The sequence below is a fragment of the Halomonas alkalicola genome (assembly GCF_030704205.1).
GTDB classification, from domain to species: Bacteria; Pseudomonadota; Gammaproteobacteria; order Pseudomonadales; family Halomonadaceae; genus Halomonas; species Halomonas alkalicola.
Genome location: NZ_CP131913.1, coordinates 1,571,643 through 1,587,763 on the forward strand (window position 1 = coordinate 1,571,643; position 16,121 = coordinate 1,587,763).

A 16,121-nucleotide genomic window follows, 5' to 3' on the forward strand; every position below is an offset into this window, starting at 1 on the left:
CTCTCTGATCCCGGAGACTCCCATGTTCCCCCTGAAACCCCTCGCCCTAGGCGCCTGCCTGTTCGCCCTGCCGGGCCTGGCCACGGCCAGCGCGCTGACCGTCTACTCCGCCGGCCCCGGCGCGCTGATCGAGGACCTCGCCGCCGACTTCACCGACCAGACCGGCATCGAGGTCAACGTCTTCCAGAGCACCACCGGCCAGGTGATGGCACGCCTGGAGTCCGAACAGGCCAATCCGTTGGCCGACGTGGTGATCTCCGCCTCCTGGGACAGTGCCGAATCACTCCACGCGGATGGCCTCCTGCACGAGTACCTCTCGCCCAACGCCGAGACGGTGCCCGACTTCCTCAAGACCGGCCACTACGTGGCCCAGGGAGTCTCGGCCCTGGCCCTGGTGTGGAACCGCAACAGCGACGTGCCGGCCCCCGCCGACTGGAGCGACCTGACCGATTCGGCCTACCGCGACCAGGTGACCATGCCTGACCCGGCCCAGTCCGGCGCCGCCTTCGAGCTGATCACCGGCCTGCTAACCGCCCTGGGCGAGGAGGCCACCTGGACGCTGATGGAAGCGCTCGCCGACAATGACATGATCGTTCCCGGCCCCAACGCCCGCGCCCTCAACCCGGTGCTGCAGGGCGCCAAGTCGGTGGTGTTCGGCGCGGTGGACTACATTTCCCTGGGCCAGCAGGCCGAGGGCGAGGCCATCGAGGTGATCTTCCCCGAGAGCGGCACCGTGATCGCCCCGCGGCCGATGATGATCCTCGCCTCCACCTCCATGCCCGACGAAGCCGAGCGGTTCGTCGACTTCGTGCTCTCCGAGCAGGGTCAGGCGCGGGTCGCCGACAGCTACCTGATGCCGGCCCGCACCGATATCGAGGCGCTACGCCCGACCCTCGAGGAGCTGACCCTGATCGAGGTAGACAGCGAGGCCATGAATGCCCGGCGCGACGCCATCCTCACCCGCTTCCGCGAGGCCACGGGGAGCTGATGCCGGTACCTGTCGTCTCTCGCCTGCCCCGGTTCACCGGGGCAGGCGTCGTCATGCTGCTGACCGCCGCCGCCCTGCTGCTGCTGGTGGGGCTGCCGCTGCTCTACGTGGTGCTGCAGGCGATCTTTCCCGGCTGGTCGCGCGGGGAGCTCGCCGGCGCCTTCGGCCTGTTCATGCCGCTGCTCTCCGACCCGGCGCTGCTGGGGCTGCTCGGCAACACCCTTCGCCTGGGCCTCGCGGTGGTGGTCGCCTGTGCCCTGCTGGCCATCCCGCTGGGAGCGTTGCGCGCCCTGGCCCGGGTGCCCGGCGGCGCCGCCTGGGATCTCATCTTCCTGATCCCTTTCATGATCCCGCCCTACATCGCGGCCCTCTCCTGGATGCTGACACTGCAGCCGCGGGGCTACGCCGAGCAGCTCACCGGGTTCTCCGCCAGCGGCTTCCTGTTCTCCTTCTTCGGCATCGTCTTCGTGATGGTGCTCAACGTCTTCCCGGTGGTCTATTTCGCGGTGTCACGCACCATGATGAGCGTCGGGGGACGCTACGCCTCGGCCGCCCGGGTCAGCGGCGCCGGGGCCTGGCGCGCCTTCTGGCGTATCACCCTGCCGCTCTCCACCCCCGGCATCGCCGCCAGCCTGCTGCTGGTCTTCGCCCTGACCATCGAGGAGTTCGGCACGCCGGCCACCCTGGGCGCCCAGGCGGGATACAAGGTGCTGGTCACCGGCATCCACGAGCGCTTCTCCGACTGGCCCATCGATATCCCGGAGGCGGCGGTGCTCTCGCTGCTGCTGATGATGCTGGCCATGGCCGCCTTCTACCTGCAGCACTGGCTGGTGACGCGACGCTCCTTCGTCAGCCAGACAGGCAAGCCGGCGGCGGTGGAGCGTATCGAGCTGGGCCCCTGGCGCTGGCCGGTGCTGGCGCTGTTCGGGCTGGTAGGGCTGGTCTCGGTGGGCGTGCCGCTACTCGCCGTGCTGGCCACCGCCTTCACCGGCACTCTCTCCGGCGGCCTGACCCCGGAAAACCTCTCGCTGCGCCACTTCGAGGCGCTGTTCGCCAACCGCGGCGGCGCCCTGCAGGCGCTCTCCACCAGCCTGGGTCTTGCCATCGGTGCGGCGCTGCTCACCGGGGTGCTGGGGGCCCTGGTGGGCTACCTGGTGGTGCGCGCCCAGCTGCGCGGCAAGGGGCTGCTCGACCTGCTCTTGCTGCTGCCCAATACCATGCCCGGCATCGTGGTGGCGGTGGGGCTGATCCTGGCCTGGAACCAGAACTGGTGGCCGATCCAGGTCTACAACACCGGCGCCATGCTGCTGCTCGCCTATGCCTGCCTGCTGCTGCCCTATCCGGTGCGCTACGCCTCGGCGGCCTTCCGCCAGATGGGCGAGAGCCTGGAGGCCGCGGCCCGGGTGTGCGGCGCCGGCTTCTTCACCGCCTTCCGGCGCATCCTGCTGCCGACCCTGGCCCCGAGCCTGATCGTCTCCATGCTGCTGGTCTTCGCCATCGCCTCTCGTGAACTCGTCGCCTCACTGATGGTGGCGCCCGCCGGCATGCGCACGGTCTCGACCTTCGTGTTCGGCCAATTCGAGCAGGGCTCCCCCGGCGTCGGCATGGCGATGAGCGCCGTGGCGATCTTCACCACCACGGCGCTGCTGGTGGCACTGACGGTGTTCAGCCGCAAGCGACTGCCGATCGCGGGGTGACCCTCGCCGCCGTCATGCCTGGCAGGCGTGGCGGCGGCGGTCGATAAACAGCGTATTGCCCGCCCGGCGCTTGGCCTGGGCCTTCAGCTCGGAAAGCTCGGCAGCCAGCTGGGCGGGCCTGACCCCCTCCCCGGCATGAACCGGACGGGCCGCCAGCGATAGGCTGACCAGGGGGTGAAAGACCGGTTCTCCGCGGCGATTCTCGCACGTAAGCCCGCCCGCAGCGCAGTGCTCAGGCTGATAGAAGTCCGGGACCAGCGCCGCGAAGTCGGAAAGCACCTGCTCACAGCTGGCGCGCCAGCGTGGGCCGCCGAGCAGCAGCATGAAGTCGTCGCCGCCGACATGCCCCAGGAAATCCTCCGCCTCGCTCAGGTGTGACAGCAGCAGCCGTGAAAGCGCCAGGATCAGCCGGTCCCCCTCGGCATAGCCGTAGCAGTCGTTGAAGGCCTTGAAGTTGTCGAGATCGGCATAGACGGCCACGAACGCCCGCTCCTGCCGGAGCCGCTCCGCCAAGCTCTCCTGGATCAGGATGTTGCCCGGCAGGCCGGTAAGCGGATTGGCGTTGCGCGCCTGGCGCACCTGGATAGTGGTGATCTCGCGCAGCAGGTCGATGATATTGCCCATACCCAGGTAGCGCCCCTCGGCATCGACGATAACGAAGTCCTCCTGCTGCAGGCCGCCCGCATCGGTTATGCGCTGACTCAGGGCCTCCAGCGAGGTATCCACTCTGACGCCAAGCATCCGCCGGTCGGCGATGTCCCTGACACGCCTGCGCGCGTAGAGCGCGTGGCTATAGGGGTTGGTGAACAGGGTCAGAAACTCGTGGCGCCGCACCACTGCCACGGGCCGGTGTTGGGCGACCACAGCCACGCAGCGCAGCCCGGGCTCCTCTCGGAAACGCTCCGCCAGCTCGGCCACGGGCAGTTCCGGCGCCACGGGTGGCACCGCCACCATCAGCGCACCGGCGGTCTGCCGCGGTGCCGAGGCCGGCAGCTCATGCATGGGCAGCAGGGCACTCATCTCGCGGGGTGGCTCGGCGCTGGGCCGTGCGAAGTAGTAGCCCTGCATCAACGCGAGGCTGCGATCCAGCTCCCAGAGGCAGCGCTGCTCTTCGGCGGTCTCGACCCCCTCGATGATCAGCTCGCAGCCCAGGCTGCGCGCCACATCCAGCAGCGAGCGCAGGAACTCGCGCTTGTCCGGCCGGGTGTCGATGCCGGAGATGAAGTGGCGGTCCAGCTTGACGATATCGGGCCTGAGCTCGGCCCAGTGGCGCAGGCTGGAGTGGCCGGCCCCCAGGTCATCCAGGGCCACCCGAAAGCCCATGTCGCGATAGTGCTGCATGGCCTGGCGCATGGCCTGGTAGTCGAGGATGGGGTGGTGCTCGGTCAGCTCGATGACCACGCGCCCGGGGGCCAGGCCGGCGCGGTCAAGAAAACCCAGCGTCAGCCCTTCGCGAAAGTCTCGTTCCAGAAGCGTCGCGGGCATAACATTGAGGAACAGCTTGCCCTCGAGCCTCAGCGCCACGAAGCGCTCGATGGCGATGCGCCGGCAGAGCAGGTCCAGCTCCACCAGCCGCCCGGTCTGCAGCGCGACCTCGAAGAGCCGCTGAGGGGCATGGAGCAGAGTCCCGGACGGGCCCCTTATCAGCGCCTCATAGCCGTGAATCTCACGCCGTGCAACGTCCACGATGGGCTGGAAGTGAGGCGCCAGCTCCTCATTGGCAATGATCTCGTCCAGCAGCGCCTGCTCGTTCACCATGGCATCCTCGCCCCATGCAGAAAGCTCGAGACCATAAGACGGATGGGTGTCAGTCAGATGACAGCACCTCAGTTGTCGCTGGCTCCCGGCTGAAGCGAGCCGCTTGCTGGCTCATCCGGCCGGCGGCGCTCTCGAGCTCTTCCGCCTCATGTCGTGTGATATCGGCCTGGCGAGCATTCGCCTGATTGGCCAGCTCCAGCTCGCGCACGCTTGCACTGAACTGGACGATGCCATCACGCTGCCTTTCTGAGGCCTCGCTGATACCTACCATCAGGGCATCCAGCGCCTCTGTCTCCTGCAGGATGCGCGACATGCTGCTTTCAGCCTGACTGGATAGCCTGTTGCCCTTTTCCACACTCTGATAAGAGGAGGAGAGCAGGGCCTGGGCCTGATGGGCGGCGTCGGCACTGCGCGACGCCAGCACTCGTACTTCACTGGCCACGACAGCAAATCCCTTGCCGTTCTCACCCGCCCTTGCCGCCTCCACCGAGGCATTGAGTGCCAGAATATTGGTCTGGAATGCCACGGCATCGATCAATGTCACGATCTCATTGATACGCTGAGAGCGAGCATGGATCTCCTGCATGGTAGCCACAAAATCCTTGATGACAGCGCTCGAACCACGCACCTGCTCGACCGTACTGGTCGTCAGCTGAAACGCTCTCGAGGTATGCTCCGCCGTCCTGGCGACCGCTTCCGTCAGCGTCCCCAGCGTCGATGACGCCTGCTCGATGGCGCGCCCTTGCTGGTGGGTTCGAGAGGCAAGCTCCGCATTGCCATGGCTGATATGGTGCGCGCTGCCAAGCACCTGGCAGCTGTTGAGATGGAGCTGCTCCACCGTCTCGGCCAGCGACGCACGCAGAGACTCAAGCTCGGTGTATAGCTGGCCGATCTCATTGTCTCCCATAGGCTCGATATCCAGCGCCAGGTTGCCCCCTGCCATGGTGCGAAAGTGTGTTACCAGCCTGCGCAGCGGCATCAGCGCATACCGCTCAGCCAGCCAGGCAAGCAGCGTCAGGAAGAGCACGGCCGCGATACCCCCCACAGCCAGTATCCATCCGAAACGGGTGGCCTGACCTCTGGCGTTTTCCAGCAGCTCTCCGACCTGAGTTTCGGCACTACGGTAGAAGTCCCGCGAAGATGCCGACAGGTCGCGGCTCGCGACGACGGCCTCGCCAGTGACCTGACGATAGGCCGCCCGATCACCGGACCGGATGGCCCCCAGCTGCTCTTCCATCAGCGCCAGAAGATGAGCTGACTGCACATCGATGGCGGCATGCAGCTCTGGGTTCGTGTGCCCATGGTCTGCTATGGAGCTTTCGAGCCTTACCCTGGCAACCCGTATTTCCGACAGCTCATGCTCTACATCCTGGATGGCCTGAAGGGGATCCCCCAGGGAGGGACGAAGCTGCCTTTCAAGCGCCCGATCCATCAGGTTGAGGCCTTCGAGGGCCGAGATATGCAGCCTGTTCAGACTGGATGCCTGCTGCACATGGATATGCTCCAGCCGCTCCAGGTTTCGACCACCCTCCTGCATGATCCTCCATGCCAGGCCTCCGGAGAAAAGCACCAGAGAGGCCGCGGCGACCAGCATTGCCAGACCGGCGTAGCGAATCGGAAGATTTTCAAATGCCGACACTGTCATCCTCTATTACCTGCCTAGCAGGAAAGCTGTCCAAATCACGGACGAAAGACGAAGCGATCGCTTCAGATCTGCTGGTGTCCACGTCCTACTGCCGCTTCGACTTCAGCGAAACTCGTCACCGGAGCAGCAGCGACGGAATGACGCCGAGTGTGTGCGGAGCACCGCCAATCCAGTCTCTCCCACCCCTCGACCCGGGCCACCTCGGCCAGCACGGGGTCGGGGTTGACCGCCACGGGGCGGTCCACCCGGTTGAGCAGCGGCAGGTCGTTCTGGGAGTCGGAGTAGAAGCAGAGGTGGCTGGCAGTGGCGTTGCGCTCGGCCAGCCAGCTTTCCAGACGCGTGACCTTGCCGCCCCGGTAGGAGAGCACCCCGGTGGTGGCGCCGGTGAAGCGCCCGGCCTCGAGCGCAGGCTCCACGGCGATCACCTGCTCGATGCCCAGCCACCTGGCCACCGGGCCCACCAGGTGCCGCGACGAGGCGGAGATCAGCAGCGGCAGGTCGCCATCATCGCGATGGCGCGCCACCAGTGCATGCCCCTGGGGAAAGAAGCGCGGCACGATGCGCTCGGCCACGAAGGCCTCGACCTCGGCGGCGACCTCCTCCTCGTGGCGTCCCATCAGGGGTGACAGCGTCAACGCCAGGAACTGCTCCAACTTGAGACGACCGGCGTGATAGGCCGCGTTCATGGCCTGGGTGCGGGCAAGATACTCGCCGGGGGAGTCGATCCAGCCGCACTCCACCATCCAGTCGTTCCACAGCGCGCTGCAGTCGCCATCCAGCAGGGTGTCGTCGAGATCGAAGAGGGCAAGGCGCATGACGGTCTCCAGTGGCCCGGTAACTCGATAAGCGCCATAGCATGAGCCAACCGGGTGACAACGGCGTGACCGGCGGCCATGTCATGGCGCTGCCATGCAGCTGACACCGCTTCGCCACCCGACTGACACCGACCCGCCACGGCGTCGTCACCTTCCGCGGCTAACGTCTTGCGAGGTTTCGCGCGGCCGCAGGCCGTCCCCATCGCAAGGAGAGCCCCATGTTCGCACCCACACTGAAAGGCCTGGCCGCCGGCGTCACCGCCGCCACCCTGTCGCTGTCCGCTCACGCCGCCGTGGAGGTCCAGTGGTGGCACGCCATGGGCGGCGAGCTCGGCGAGATTCTCGAAGGCATCACCGAGGCGTTCAACGCCTCCCAGGATGACTACCGGGTGAACCCCAGCTACCGCGGCAACTACACCGAGACCATGACCGGCGCCATCGCCGCCTTCCGGGCCCGCCAGCAGCCGCACATCCTGCAGGTCTTCGAGGTGGGCACCGGCACCATGATGGCCGCCGAGGGGGCCATCTACCCCATCCACCAGCTGATGGAGGACCACGGCCGCGCCTTCGATCGCGAGGCCTTCCTGCCGGCGGTGGTGGGCTACTACACCGATACCCGCGGCAACATGCTCTCCTTCCCCTTCAACTCCTCCACGCCGATCCTTTATCTCAACCGCGACGCCTTCGAGGCCGCGGGCCTGAACGGCACGCCCGAGACCTGGGAGGAGATCGTCGAGGCCTCCCGCCAGCTGCGCGAGAGCGGCGCGGCCCGCTGCGGCTTCACCACCTCCTGGCCGAGCTGGGTGATGCTGGAGAACTTCTCCGCCATGCACGACTCGCCCCTGGGCACCCGGGAGAACGGCTTCGCCGGCCTGGACACCGAGTTCGTCTTCGACAACGACCTGGTGGCGAGCCACTGGGACAACCTCAAGGCGTGGCAGGATGAAGGCGTCTTTCGCTGGGGCGGCCCGGGGCCGGGGGATGACGCCGCGCCGATGTTCTACTCGGGAGAGTGCGCCATGTTCTTCGGCTCCTCCGCCTCTCGGGCCGGGGTGCTGGCCAACGCCGATTTCGAAGTGGGCTTCGCCATGCAGCCCTACTACGCGGAGGTGGAGGGCGCGCCCCAGAACTCCATCATCGGCGGCGCCACCCTCTGGGCGCTGCAGGGCCACAGCGACGAGGAGTACGAGGCCGTAGCCGCCTTCTTCGAGTACCTCTCCCGCCCCGAGGTGCAGGCCGACTGGCACCAGCGCACCGGCTACCTGCCGATCACCCAGGCCGCCTGGGAGCTGAGCGAGACGCAGGGCTTCTACGCCGAGAACCCGGGCGCCGACATCTCCATTCGCCAGATGAACCTCAACCCGCCCACCGAGAACTCCAAGGGGCTGCGCTTCGGCAACTTCGTGCAGATCCGCGACATCATCTCCGAGGAGATGGAGGCGGTGATGAGCGGCCAGAAGAACGGCGAGCAGGCCAGCGCCGACGCCGCCCGCCGCGGCAACGCCCTGCTGCGCGACTTCGAGGCCGCCAACCGCTGAGCCCTGCCTTTGCGCCCCCTCCCCGCGGAGGGGGCGCCTGTTTACCGTCGCTTCGAGCCTTCCGATGCAGACCAAACGCATGACCTTTCCCGGGCGCTGGCTGCCCTATGCCCTGCTGGCCCCCCAGGTGATCGTGACCCTGATCTTCTTCATCTGGCCCTCGCTGCAGGCGCTATACATGTCGCTGCTGCGCGAGGACGCCTTCGGCCTCAACAGCACTTTCGTGGGCCTGGCCAACTTCGCACGGCTCTTCGCCGACGACACCTATCTCGACTCGCTCTCGGTAACCGCGGTATTCGCCATCGGCACCACACTGCTGTCGATGTCGGCCGCCCTGCTGCTGGCGGCCACCGTCAACCGCATGCTGCGCTCGCGCAACGCCTACACCACCCTGCTGGTGTGGCCCTACGCCATCGCCCCGGCCATCGCCGGGGTGCTCTGGTGGTTCCTCTTCAACCCCTCCATCGGCATCGTGCCCTATGCGCTCGAAATGCTGGGCTACCGCTGGAACCACCGCACCTCAGGGAGCGATGCCATGATGCTGGTAATCATCGCCGCCGCCTGGAAGCAGATCGCCTACAACTTCCTCTTCTTCCTGGCCGGGCTGCAGTCGATCCCCCAGTCGCTGATCGAGGCGGCGGCCATCGATGGCGCCGGCCCCGTGAAGCGTTTCTGGACCATCGTCTTTCCACTCCTCTCGCCCACCACCTTCTTCCTGATGGTGGTCAACGTGGTCTACGCCATGTTCGACACCTTCGGTGTGATTCACGCCACTACCCAGGGCGGCCCCTCCCAGGCGACGAATACCCTGGTCTACAAGGTCTACGCCGACGGCTTCGTGGGGCTCAACCTGGGCAGCTCCGCCGCCCAGTCGGTGATCCTGATGGCCATCGTGGTGCTCCTCACCGTGGTGCAGTTCCGCTTCATCGAACGGCGCGTCAACTACTGACCCGGAGGAGCCCCCATGGTCGAACACCGCCCCCTGAGCCAGCTGGCCGCGCACCTGATTCTGATCGCCGGCGTGGCCCTGGTGCTATTTCCCGTCTACATCGCCCTCGTCGCCTCCACCCAGGCCCCGGGAGAGTTCCTGCGCGGCACCCTGCCTCTGATGCCCGGCGGCCACGCCCTGGAGAACTACCGCGCCATGTGGGAGAGCGGCCTGTCGCGGGCCGGGGCGCCGCCAGTGGGCCAGATGCTCTTCAACAGCCTGGTGATGGCGCTGGCGATCACCGTGGGGAAGCTTGTCATCTCGCTGCTCTCGGCCTTCGCCATCGTCTACTTCCGTTTCCCCTTCCGGCTGCTCTTCTTCTGGCTGATCTTCGTCACCCTGATGCTGCCGGTGGAGGTGCGCATCATCCCCACCTTCCAGGTGGTGGCCGACCTCGGCATGCTCAACAGCTTCGCCGGGCTCTCCATCCCGCTGATCGCCTCGGCCACTGCCACCTTCCTGTTTCGCCAGTTCTTCATGACGGTGCCGGAAGAGCTGCTGGAGGCCGCCCGGGTGGATGGCGCCGGCCCCTTCCGGTTCTTCCGGGACATCCTGCTGCCGCTCTCCATCACCAATATCGCGGCCCTCTTCGTGATCCTGTTCATCTACGGCTGGAACCAGTACCTCTGGCCCCTGCTGATCACCACCGACAGCGACTACTACACGGTAGTGATGGGCATCCAGCGCATGACCACCGCCGCCGACGGCGACCCCCAGTGGCACCTGGTGATGGCCGCGGTGGTGATGGCCGCCCTGCCCCCGGTGCTGGTGATCCTGTTCATGCAGCGCCTGTTCGTGAAGGTCCTCACCGAGACGGAGAAATAATGATGGCAAGTATCAAGCTCGAGGGTCTCGAGAAGACCTATCCCGGCGGCGTGCAGGCGGTGAAGGGCGTCGACCTGGAGGTGGCCGACGGCGAGTTCGTGGTGCTGGTGGGCCCCTCGGGCTGCGGCAAGTCGACCCTGCTGCGCATGGTGGCGGGACTCGAGACCATCAGCGCCGGGGAGCTCCATATCGGCGAGCGTCGAGTCAATGAGCTGGAGCCCGCCCAGCGCGATATCGCCATGGTGTTCCAGAACTATGCGCTCTATCCCCACATGACGGTGTTCGACAACCTGGCCTACGGCCTGAAGAATCGTGGCTTCGGGCGCGACGAGATCCGTCGCCGGGTGGAGGAGGCCGCCAGGATGCTGGAGATCGAGCCCTTCCTGCCCCGCAAGCCGCGCCAGCTTTCCGGCGGCCAGCGCCAGCGGGTGGCCATGGGCCGGGCCCTGGTGCGTGAGCCCGCGGCCTTCCTCTTCGACGAACCGCTCTCCAACCTGGACGCCAAGCTGCGGGTGCAGATGCGGGTGGAGATCAAGCGGCTGCAGCGCCGCCTGAAGACCACCAGCCTCTACGTCACCCACGACCAGCTGGAGGCCATGACCCTGGGCGACCGCCTGGTGGTGCTCAACGGCGGGCGCATCGAGCAGGTGGGCACGCCCATGGAGATCTACGCCCGGCCCGCCTCGCTCTTCGTGGCCACCTTCATCGGCTCGCCGGCCATGAACCTGCTGCCCCTGGATGCTCTGCTGAGCGACGCGGGCGCAGCGACCCATGGCGCCCTGCTGCGGGATCTGCCGCCGGGCACCGGCATCGTCGGCATCCGTCCCGACGCGCTGCGCCTCGAGGCGCCTCACGGGCCCCATCTGACCCTCTCGGCCACCCTGGAGCTCTTCGAGGCCGCCGGCGCCGAGAGTCACCTCCATGTGCGCCTGGCCGGCAGCGACCAGACCCTGGTGATCCGCACCCCCGGTCAGCCCCCGGTGGCCGAGGGCCAGCGCCTGCACTTCCATATGGCCCGAGACGCCCTGCACCCCTTCCATCGGGAGAGCGGGGTACGCCTCGACGAGCCGGACATGGCGGCCTCGGCGGCTTCGACCACTGGGCACAGCTCGACTATCGAGTATCCGGAAGCAACCCGCCCGGCAGCACAGGGCTGACCGGGCGCCACTCCTCCCTCACCCCTTGGCGATCAGGAAGGCGCCGGCGGCGGCCATCAGCGAGCCGGCGGAGCGGTTGGCGCCCTTCATGGCACGCTCGGTCTGCAGGAAACGTCGTGCGCTGGAGGCCCCGTAGGCCACCAGCATCAGCCCCGCCATCAGCCCGATAAAGGTAAGGCCGACTACCAGCCCCATGTCGGCGCCGCCCAGGGCGGTGAGGTCGATGAAGGTGGGCAGGAAGGCGATGTAGAAGAGGATCACCTTGGGGTTGGAGGCGGAGATCAGAAAGCCCTGCAGGAAGCCCTTGAGGGCGTCGCCCCGCCGCTGCTCGGGGTCCAGGGGCTCGGCGGTCACCGGGGCGGTCCACATCTTCCAGGCGAGGTAGAGCAGGTAGGCGGCGCCAAGGTAGCGGATCACCGTGAAGGCCTCGCCCCAGTTCTCGGCGATGGCCGCCAGGCCATAGAAGGCCAGCATCAGGTAGATCAGGTCGCTCGCGGTCATCCCAAGCGCCAGAGTCAGACAGGCGCGCCCGCCGGAGGCCATGCCGCGGGCCAGCAGGGTGAAGACCCCGGGGCCCGGGGTCACGGCGAAGACGAAGATGGCCAGGAGATAGAGGAGTGCGCTTTCGGGAGACATGGCGTCCTGCCGGTGTGGTGAACCAAGCCATCTACGCTATCACGCGCCGTGGTAGCCGTCCTCCTCCGGATTTTCGTGGGCGCCCGGGGGCAGCTCGGCGGCCCAGGCCATGGCGGCGGCGTGCTCGTGGCTTGCGAAGGTGCGGATCTCCACCGCCTTGAAGAGCCGCTCCTCCAGGTCGGCCACCAGCTGGATCCAGGCCTGGTCGGTGACCACGGCGGCGCGGTGGTAGTGCTCGAGGTCGCCGAGCTGGGTCAGGCCGTAGCCGACGTCCTTGAGCAGGGCGGTCAGGGTCATCAGGCGCAGGTCGTCGATCTCGACCACCAGGCTGATCAGGGGATGATTGCGCTTGGCGACCTCGATGGCGTCGATGGCGCGCTGCAGTTCGCTGCCGGTCACGATGCCCCCTGCCTTCATCGCCACGACATGCTCTGCCGGATGGGAGATCAGGTCCAACATGGGCGTACTCCTTGGGTAAGAGAGAGGCAATGCACCTCGGCCACTTTCAGCATAGCGCGCGAGGACAACCCTGCCGGCGAGCCCGGGGCCCGTGATCACACAAACGTCACGGTCGCAGACCACCATGGGCGAGATACCCACAGGAGGGTCGCCCGGTATGCCAAGGCGCGCACGCAAGCCGCTCAGCGAAGCGGAGGTGGAATACCTGATTCGGCTGGCCGGGGGCAATGCGCTGGCCCAGCGGATCCAGGCCGAGCAGCGGGCGCGACTGTCGCCAGCCGCAGCGGCGCTCCAGGCGGCCACCGGCGCTGCCGAGGCCCGTCCGGGCGCCTTGAGGGTCCTGATGCTCTCGGACGTCTACTTTCCGCGCATCAACGGCGTCTCCACCTCCATCGCCAGCTTCCGCGGTGCGCTCCAGCGCCAGGGCCATTCGGTCACCCTGGTCTGCCCTGACTACCCGGTGGGCCAGGTGGACGAGCCGGGAGTGATACGGGTCTCCTCCCGGGGCGTCCCCGGGGACCCGGAGGACCGCATGATGCGCTACCGGGAGCTCCTTGCCCTGGCCGCGCCGCTCGCCGAGCCGGCCTTCGACCTGATCCATGTGCATACGCCCTTCGTGGCCCACTATGCCGGCATCGGGCTGGGGCGACGCCTGGGCATTCCGGTGGTGGCCACCTACCACACCCTCTTCGAGGAGTACCTGCACCACTACGTGCGCTGGCTGCCACGCCGCTGGCTGCGCTTCGCCGCGCGTCGCCTCTCGGTGAACCAGTGCCACCGGCTCGATGCCCTGATCGTACCGTCACGGGCCATGCAGTCGGCGCTGACCCGCTACGGGGTGACCACCCCCATGGCGGTGATTCCCACCGGGCTGGCCCTGGAGGCCTTCACCCACCCCCATGAGGAGAGCGACTTCCGCGCCCGCTATGGCCTCCCGCACCGGGCACGGCTGCTGCTCTTCGTGGGGCGCGCCGCCCATGAGAAGAACATCGGCTTCCTGATCGAGATGCTGCCTCTGGTACTCGCCAGGCACCCCGATACCCGCCTGATCATCACCGGCGAGGGCCCCGCCCAGGACGCGCTGGCTCGCCTGGCCCGGGATGCCGGGGTGGGGGCCGCCGTGCTGTTCCTCGGCTACCTGGACCGCGACGGCCCCCTCCAGGCCGCCTACCGCGCCGCGGACCTGTTCGTCTTCGCCTCGCGCACCGAGACCCGGGGGCTGGTGCTGCTGGAGTCCATGGCGCTGGGCACCCCGGTGGTCTCGACCGCGGTGATGGGCACCCGTGACGTGCTCACCGAGGGCGAAGGCTGCCTGATCGCCGAGGAGACCCACGACGACTTCGCCGCCAAGGTGAACCGGGTGCTGGAGGACGACGACCTGCGTCGGGCCCTCGTCCAGCGAGGCCGCGCCTATGCAGCAGGCTGGCACGAGGATGCCAAGGCCGCCGAGCTGGCCGAGCTCTACCGTCGCGTCACCGCCCCTTCCGCCCTGGCGGCGCGGTAACCGCGGCGACATTGCTTTGCCGCGCCGTTCAGCCGGCGCTGGCAGCCAGGCCGTCGCTGCGCACGCAGCGCAGCAGGCAGAAGACGGCCAGGGCGCCGGTCACCGTGGGCAGCAGGAAGCCCACCGCGTAGCTGTCGGTGAGCCACACGATCAGGCTGAACAGCGCCGGTCCCACCAGCACCCCCATGTAGGTAAGCACCAGCACGGCGGCGGTGGCCTCGCCCACCTCGCCGGGCTCGCAGCGCCGCGCCACCTCCCCCAGGTAGACTCCGTTCCAGCCTACCGCCGTGCCGCCGGCCAGCACCATCAGGGTCAGGGTCACCCAGGTCGGCACCGCGGTGCCCAGCACCGCCAGCAGGAAGAAGATCACCGCGATGACCCCGGCCAGGCCGAACAGCACCGGCAGGCTGCCCCCCAGGCGGTCGGCCAGCGCGCCCCAGACCAGGCGCCCGGTGACACCGGCCACGTGCACCAGGGAGACCACGGCCCCGGCCAGCACCAGGCTCAGCAGCAGCTCCTCGACCATGTAGGCCACCGCGAAGCTGAGCAGCGAGAGCTGGGCGGCGGAGAGGCAGAAGCCGGTGGCCCCCAGCCAGCGCATGGCGCGGTAGCGGCGCAGCACGCCGAGGCTGCCGGCGCCCTGCATGCGCACGCTGGCGTCCCGGCTGGCGTCCCAGCGCTCGCGACGCGGCTGCAGCACCGCCAGGGTGGCCAGGCACGCCACCCCCACCGCCAGGAAGGCAGCCTGCCAGTTCCAGATGGCCGCCAGGGGCGGCGCCATCAGACCCGCCAGCACGCCCCCAAGGGGCACGCCGGTCTGCTTGATGGAGTAGACGAGGTTGCGCCGCTCGGGCGGGGTAAAGCGGGAGAGCAGCTCGGCGGCCGCGGGGCTGGTGACCCCGTAGGCGAGCCCCAGCAGCAGGGTGGTGGCCAGCAGCGCCAGGGGCGTGCCGATCAGCGCCATGAGGCAGCCCCCCATCACCAGCGCCATGGCCAGCTGGCTGGCCCGGCAGCCCCCCAGGCGCCTGGCCAGCACCGCCGACTGCAGCGAGGCGAGCATCGCCACCCCGTAGAGCAGGCTGACCTGCAGCCCCACCCAGCCCGTCGGCACGCCGAAGGCCGCCGCCATCTGGGGCGCCAGGGTCGGCACCAGCAGCATGCCCCCGCTGCACAGCACCTGGACCCAGGTAGTGGCGGCCAGCACCCACCACCCCTCGCGGCGGGAGGGGGCAGGCAGTGCCGCAGAGGATGGCTCGGACATGGGGGGCTCCGGTCGAGGACAGAACCGTTAGCCTACACACAATTTTGCCATCGCCGCCAACGCCAATGGCGAAGCCTGCGTTCGTCGAAGGCTCACGTCACCAGGGCAGCGGCTCGCCGTTGCTGTGCCAGAAGGTGCCGGTGGTCGCGAGGCTCAGGGCCGCGATGCGCTCGGCGATGCCGGCGGCGGCCTCCTCCGGGGTGATCAGCCCGCCGAAGTTGACCATGCGGGTCTGCACATAGCCCGGGTGGAGCTGGACCACGGCGATGCCGCGGGGGGCGAGGTCCATGGCCAGGGACTTGCCGAAGGCGTTGAGCGCCGCCTTGGAGGCGCGGTAGCCGTAGCGCCCGCCGGAGTCGTTGTCGGCGATGGAGCCCATGCGGCTGGTGATGTTGGCCACCTTGCTGCCCTCCCCCAGGCAGCCGAGCAGCGCCTCGGTGACGCGCAGCGGCGCATAGGCGTTGACCTCCATCTGGGTACGGATGGAGTCGAAGTCGATCTCGCCCAGGCGCTCGTCGCGGAGCAGGCCGGCGTTGTTGATCAGCACCTCGAGGCGCTGCCCCTCCAGCTCCACGGCGAGCCGGGCGACATCCTCGTCGCGGGTCACATCGATGCCCTCGATCACCCGTGTGGCCACCAGGCGCAGCTCGGCGGTGTCATCGCCGCTGCCGCGACAGGCGCCGATCACCTCCCAGCCCGCAGCGTGGTAGTGGCGGGCCAGGGCGAGGCCTACGCCGCGGTTGGCGCCGGTGATCAGTACGGTGGAAGCCATGCGATCTCCTGTTCGGGAAGGTACCTGCCAAGACAGTGCCCCAGGGGGGAGGCGACATCAACCCGACAGCGTTGCGTG

14 protein-coding genes are annotated in these 16,121 nt (G+C 68.1%); 7 read left to right on the plus strand and 7 right to left on the minus strand.

Annotated features, from left to right (window positions below):
* Window positions 1–22 precede the first annotated feature (22 nt).
* Both B6N23_RS07470 and B6N23_RS07475 read left to right on the plus strand, forming a co-directional pair.
* On the plus strand, window positions 23–988 hold the full coding sequence (locus B6N23_RS07470) for an ABC transporter substrate-binding protein (RefSeq protein ID WP_305503328.1): 966 nt from the start codon (window positions 23–25) through the stop codon (window positions 986–988).
* A 53-nt stretch (window positions 989–1,041) separates the two neighbouring features.
* Window positions 1,042–2,685, plus strand: coding sequence for an ABC transporter permease (locus tag B6N23_RS07475; RefSeq protein WP_305503330.1), 1,644 nt, complete (start codon window positions 1,042–1,044; stop codon window positions 2,683–2,685).
* 12 nt (window positions 2,686–2,697) lie between these two features.
* Here B6N23_RS07475 and B6N23_RS07480 read toward each other — a convergent pair whose 3' ends face one another.
* The 3 genes from B6N23_RS07480 to B6N23_RS07490 form a co-directional block, all read right to left on the minus strand.
* A complete protein-coding gene (locus tag B6N23_RS07480; RefSeq protein WP_305503332.1) occupies window positions 2,698–4,443 on the minus strand; it encodes a GGDEF domain-containing protein in 1,746 nt (581 codons plus the stop codon).
* 49 nt (window positions 4,444–4,492) lie between these two features.
* Window positions 4,493–6,088 carry a methyl-accepting chemotaxis protein gene (locus B6N23_RS07485; RefSeq protein ID WP_305503335.1) on the minus strand — a complete coding sequence of 532 codons (1,596 nt, stop codon included), beginning with the start codon at window positions 6,086–6,088 and terminating at the stop codon, window positions 4,493–4,495.
* A gap of 62 nt (window positions 6,089–6,150) precedes the next feature.
* Complete coding sequence (locus B6N23_RS07490; RefSeq protein ID WP_305503337.1) at window positions 6,151–6,903, minus strand: HAD family hydrolase; 753 nt, start codon at window positions 6,901–6,903, stop codon at window positions 6,151–6,153.
* A 218-nt stretch (window positions 6,904–7,121) separates the two neighbouring features.
* Between B6N23_RS07490 and ugpB the strand changes: the two genes are divergently transcribed.
* The 4 genes from ugpB to B6N23_RS07510 all read left to right on the plus strand — a co-directional run bounded on the left by ugpB (window position 7,122) and on the right by B6N23_RS07510 (window position 11,411).
* Window positions 7,122–8,441, plus strand: coding sequence for a sn-glycerol-3-phosphate ABC transporter substrate-binding protein UgpB (gene ugpB, locus B6N23_RS07495; protein WP_305503339.1), 1,320 nt, complete (start codon window positions 7,122–7,124; stop codon window positions 8,439–8,441).
* 64 nt (window positions 8,442–8,505) lie between these two features.
* On the plus strand, window positions 8,506–9,390 hold the full coding sequence (gene ugpA / locus B6N23_RS07500; protein ID WP_110070860.1) for a sn-glycerol-3-phosphate ABC transporter permease UgpA: 885 nt from the start codon (window positions 8,506–8,508) through the stop codon (window positions 9,388–9,390).
* Window positions 9,391–9,405: 15 nt separating this feature from the next.
* Window positions 9,406–10,254 (plus strand): sn-glycerol-3-phosphate ABC transporter permease UgpE, encoded by an 849-nt coding sequence (gene ugpE, locus B6N23_RS07505; RefSeq protein WP_305503342.1) that lies wholly within the window; start codon window positions 9,406–9,408, stop codon window positions 10,252–10,254.
* Window positions 10,255–10,256: 2 nt separating this feature from the next.
* Window positions 10,257–11,411 (plus strand): sn-glycerol-3-phosphate import ATP-binding protein UgpC, encoded by a 1,155-nt coding sequence (locus B6N23_RS07510; protein WP_305503740.1) that lies wholly within the window; start codon window positions 10,257–10,259, stop codon window positions 11,409–11,411.
* An 18-nt stretch (window positions 11,412–11,429) separates the two neighbouring features.
* Here the strand turns inward: B6N23_RS07510 and B6N23_RS07515 are convergent, their stop codons facing one another.
* The gene (locus B6N23_RS07515) at window positions 11,430–12,047 is read right to left on the minus strand and encodes a LysE family translocator (protein ID WP_305503345.1); all 618 of its coding nucleotides are present in this window, start codon (window positions 12,045–12,047) and stop codon (window positions 11,430–11,432) included.
* A gap of 39 nt (window positions 12,048–12,086) precedes the next feature.
* On the minus strand, window positions 12,087–12,506 hold the full coding sequence (locus tag B6N23_RS07520; protein WP_169957426.1) for a SpoIIAA family protein: 420 nt from the start codon (window positions 12,504–12,506) through the stop codon (window positions 12,087–12,089).
* 157 nt (window positions 12,507–12,663) lie between these two features.
* Here B6N23_RS07520 and B6N23_RS07525 point away from each other — a divergent pair, with 157 nt between their 5' ends.
* Window positions 12,664–14,010, plus strand: a complete 1,347-nt coding sequence (locus B6N23_RS07525) for a glycosyltransferase (protein ID WP_305503347.1) — start codon at window positions 12,664–12,666, stop codon at window positions 14,008–14,010.
* Window positions 14,011–14,038: 28 nt separating this feature from the next.
* Here B6N23_RS07525 and B6N23_RS07530 read toward each other — a convergent pair whose 3' ends face one another.
* Together B6N23_RS07530 and B6N23_RS07535 are read right to left on the minus strand one after the other, a co-directional pair.
* Complete coding sequence (locus B6N23_RS07530; protein WP_305503350.1) at window positions 14,039–15,271, minus strand: MFS transporter; 1,233 nt, start codon at window positions 15,269–15,271, stop codon at window positions 14,039–14,041.
* 97 nt (window positions 15,272–15,368) lie between these two features.
* A complete protein-coding gene (locus B6N23_RS07535) occupies window positions 15,369–16,043 on the minus strand; it encodes an SDR family oxidoreductase (RefSeq protein WP_305503352.1) in 675 nt (224 codons plus the stop codon).
* Window positions 16,044–16,121 lie beyond the last annotated feature (78 nt).